The organism is Rhizobacter sp. P2_H2 (assembly GCF_056403375.1).
Map to the genome: position 1 here is coordinate 1 of NZ_JBFUFP010000470.1, position 4,076 is coordinate 4,076.

Below are 4,076 nucleotides of genomic sequence, written 5' to 3' on the forward strand. Positions count from 1 at the left end.
CCGCCGCGCTGCGCTACATGGAGCAGGGCGCGACGCAGCCCGGCACGCGCTCGCGCAACTGCGAGACGCGRCCGGGGCTGGCGGACTACCTGGGCCACGGCTACATCCCGATCGAGACACCCAACCTGTGGGGCGCGGCGGCATCGGCCGAGGAGTACGCGCTGGCCGATTCGGCGATCGCGCAGTTCGCCGCATCGCTCGGCGACACGGTCAAGCGCGACAAGTACCTGACGCAGGCGCAGATGTGGAAGCCGCTGTATTCCAACTTCAGCGGCTACATCCATCCGCGCACCGCGGGCGGCAGCTTCAAGAGCGCCTTCACGCGCACCGACGGCGCCGGCTTCGTCGAAGGCGACTCGGCGCAGTACACCTGGATGGTGCCGCAGAACTACCGCGGCCTGTTCGACCGCATGGGCGGCAACGCGGCGGCGATCACGCGGCTCGACGAGCACTTCACGCAGCTCGACTCGGGGCCGAACAGCCCGTACGCCTTCATGGGCAACGAGCCGGAGCACGGCACGCCGTGGGCCTACACCTTCGCCGGCGCGCCGTACAAGTCGCAGGCGGTGGTGCGGCGCATCCTGACCGACCTGTACAAGACCGGGCCGGACGGCCTGACCGGCAACGACGACCTGGGCGCCACCTCGGCCTGGTACGTGTGGGGCGCGCTCGGGCTGTATCCGGAGATCCCGGGGCTGGGCGGCTTCGTGGTCGGCAGCCCGCTGTTCCCGAGCACCGCGGTGCGCATGGGCAACGGCCGCACGCTGACGATCAACGCATCGAATGCCGGCGCCAACGGCACCTACGTGCAGAGCCTGAAGCTGAACGGCACCCCATCGACGCGCACCTGGCTGCCGCTCTCGCAGCTCGGCGCCGACACCACGCTCGACTTCGTGCTCGGTGCCGCCGCCAACACCGCCTGGGGCAGCGCCGCGGCCGATGCACCGCCCTCGTTCGACGCGCCGCGCACGACGACGAACGCGAGCGGCTTCTTCTCGGACTTCGAGGCCGGCATCGCGCAACCGGACTGGAACGACACCGTCGACTTCCAGGCCAACGTCGGCGGCTTCTGCTGCGGGCTGAACCACATGGAGACCTCGACGCGGCGCGAGAACATCGCGCACAGCGGCACGACGGCGCTGATGTACTCGGGCAACGACGCCGACGCGACACGCTCGTTCTCGTACAACAAGGTGTTCGACGTGCGCATCCCGGTGAGCGCGGGCACCACGCTGTCGTACTGGATCTACCCGCAGAACTCGGCGCCGAACAGCGCCTTCGTCGCGGTCGACCTGATCTTCACCGACGGCAGCAGCCTGCGCGATTCGGGCGCGACCGACCAGAACGGCGTGCGGGTGCATCCGGAGTTCCAGGGCCGCGGCGGCCGGCTGGCCGGCAACACCTGGAACGAGGTGCGCTCGAACATCGGCCAATGGGCGGCGGAACGCACGATCGCGCGCATCCTGGTGGCCTATGACCGGCCCGATGCGACCGGCACGTTCCGCGGATTCGTCGACGACATCCGCGTCGCGCCCTGATCAGGCGGGGTTGTCGATCTCGATGAACTCGTGCTCGAGGCCGAATTTCTCGGCCACGTGCGCGGCCAGCGCAGGCGCACCATAGCGCTCGCTGGCGTGGTGCCCGCAGCCGAAGTAGGCCACGCCGGTCTCGCGTGCGAGGTGCGCCTGCGGCTCGGAGATTTCGCCGGTGACGTAGGCGTCGGCACCGGCGGCGATCGCCGCTTCGAAATACCCCTGCGCGCCGCCGGTGCACCACGCGACGCGCCGGATCGGTCGCCCCGCCCCCGGGTCGACCACGACCGGCGCCCGGTTCAGCCGCAGCGTCAGCAGCGCCGTCAGCGCCGGCACCGTCAGCGGCTGCGCCGGGCCGCCGATCCAGCCCAGCTCCTGGTCGYCGAAGCGGCCGTCGGCCATGAAGTTCAGCCGCACGCCGAGCTGCGCGTTGTTGCCGAACTGCGGGTGCGCATCCAGCGGCAGGTGGTAGGCCAGCAGGTTCACCTGGGCCGCCAGCAGCCGCTCGATGCGGCTTTTCAGCCAGCCGGTGATGCGGCCGTCATGGCCTTTCCAGAACAGGCCGTGGTGCACCAGCAGCGCGTCGGCGCCGCGCTCGACCGCGGCCTCGATGAAGGCCCGGCTCGCGGTGACCCCCGACACCAGCTTGCGCACTTCGGGTTTGCCCTCGACCTGCAGACCGTTCGGCCCATAATCGCGGAAGCGGCCCACGTCCAGCAGCGTGTTCAGGTAGGACTCGATTTCGGAGCGTGCGGCCATGACACAGGACCCTGTTGATGCGCAAGACGTGGCTGATTTTCTCCCAGGCCGTGACGGTGGCCGTGGCCGTGCTGTTCGTGGTCGCGACGCTGAAGCCGGACTGGGTGCGCCGCCAGCCGGGCAACGGCCTGCCGAGCATCGTGTCGATCAGCCAGGCGCCGTCGATCCAGCAGGTGTCGCTGCCGCCCGGCGGCAGTGCGCCGAGCTACAGCGGCGCCGCGAAGCGCGCCTCGCCCGCGGTCGTCAGCATCACCGCCAGCAAGGCGCCGGCGCGCAGCCCGCACGCCGAGGATCCGTGGTTCAAGTTCTTCTTCGGTGAACAGGGCGCGCAGCAGCGCGAGCAGCCGCAGGTGGGCCTCGGCTCCGGCGTGATCGTCTCGCCCGAGGGCTACCTGCTGACCAACAACCATGTGGTCGAAGGGGCCGACGACATCGAGGTGCAGCTGGTCGATGCGCGCCGCGCGAAGGCCAAGGTGGTCGGCAGCGATCCCGACACCGATGTCGCGGTGCTGAAGATCACGCTCGACAAGCTGCCGGTGATCGCGTTCGGCAGCGCCGAGACGCTGCAGGTGGGCGACGTGGTGCTGGCGATCGGCAACCCATTCGGCGTCGGCCAGACGGTCACCTCGGGCATCGTCAGCGCGCTCGGCCGCAACCAGCTGGGCATCAACACCTTYGARAACTTCATCCAGACCGATGCGGCGATCAACCCCGGCAAYTCGGGTGGCGCGCTCGTCGACACCAACGGCAACCTGCTGGGCATCAACACCGCGATCTACTCGCGCAGCGGCGGCAGCCTGGGCATCGGCTTCGCGATCCCCGAGACCACCGCGCGCCAGGTGATGGAAGGCCTGATCCGCGACGGCCAGGTCACGCGCGGCTGGATCGGCGTCGAGCCGCGCGACCTGACGCCGGAGATCGCCGAGACCTTCAACCTKCCGATCAAGGAAGGCGTGCTGATCACCGGCGTGCTGCAGAACGGGMCGGCCGCGAGCGGCGGCCTGCGCCCGGGCGACGTGGTCGTGAAGGTGGCCGAGACGCCGGTGGGCAACACGGTGCAGCTGCTGGCCGCCGTGGCGGGGTTGAAGCCGAAGGAGAAGGCGCTGATCGGCGTGCAACGCGGCGACAAGGCGCTGCAGATCAGCGTGCTGGTGGCGCAGCGGCCGCGCGGCAAGGCGGCGCCGCGCGAGGAGTGATCCCCGCGGCGGCCTGACCTCGCGARGTCAGACCTTCTGCGTGGTGTCTTCCGGCGCCTGCGTGTGCTTGATGAAAATCACCGAAGCCCAGATGCCGACCTCGTACAGGATGCACATCGGGATCGCGAGCGCGAGCTGCGAGACGATGTCGGGCGGCGTCACGACGGCGGCGACGATGAAGGCCAGCACGATGAAGTAGGCGCGGAACGCCTTCAGCTTCTCGAGCGTGACGATGCCCATGCGGGCCAGCACCACCACGACGATCGGCACCTCGAAGGCGGCGCCGAACGCGACGAACATCGTCAGCACGAAGCTCAGGTACTCCTGGATGTCCGGCGTGGCCGCGATGCTCTTCGGCGCGAAGCTCTGGATGAACGCGAACACCTTGCCGAACACGAAGAAGTAGCAGAACGCGACACCGATGAAGAACAGCAGCGTGCTCGAGATCACCAGCTGCAGCACCAGATTCTTCTCGTGCGTGTACAGCCCCGGCGCGACGAAGGCCCACACCTGGTACAGCACCACCGGCAGAGCCAGCAGGAAGGCCGACATCAGCGTGAACTTCAGCGGCACGAGGAAGGGCGAAATC

4 protein-coding genes are annotated in these 4,076 nt (G+C 69.2%); 2 read left to right on the top strand and 2 right to left on the bottom strand.

What is annotated here, in order from left to right; genetic code table 11:
- On the top strand, positions 1-1,538 hold a 1,538-nt coding region (locus AC1D15_RS20525; protein ID WP_477827419.1), incomplete at its 5' end, for a glycoside hydrolase domain-containing protein.
- Here the strand turns inward: AC1D15_RS20525 and AC1D15_RS20530 are convergent.
- Complete coding sequence (locus tag AC1D15_RS20530) at positions 1,539-2,291, bottom strand: Nif3-like dinuclear metal center hexameric protein (RefSeq protein WP_477827420.1); 753 nt, start codon at positions 2,289-2,291, stop codon at positions 1,539-1,541.
- A gap of 17 nt (positions 2,292-2,308) precedes the next feature.
- Here AC1D15_RS20530 and AC1D15_RS20535 point away from each other — a divergent pair, with 17 nt between their 5' ends.
- On the top strand, positions 2,309-3,487 hold the full coding sequence (locus AC1D15_RS20535) for a trypsin-like peptidase domain-containing protein (RefSeq protein ID WP_477827421.1): 1,179 nt from the start codon (positions 2,309-2,311) through the stop codon (positions 3,485-3,487).
- Between the two features lie 27 nt (positions 3,488-3,514).
- Here the strand turns inward: AC1D15_RS20535 and tatC are convergent.
- Positions 3,515-4,076: twin-arginine translocase subunit TatC (gene tatC / locus AC1D15_RS20540; RefSeq protein ID WP_477827422.1), on the bottom strand; the 562-nt coding region annotated here is incomplete at its 5' end.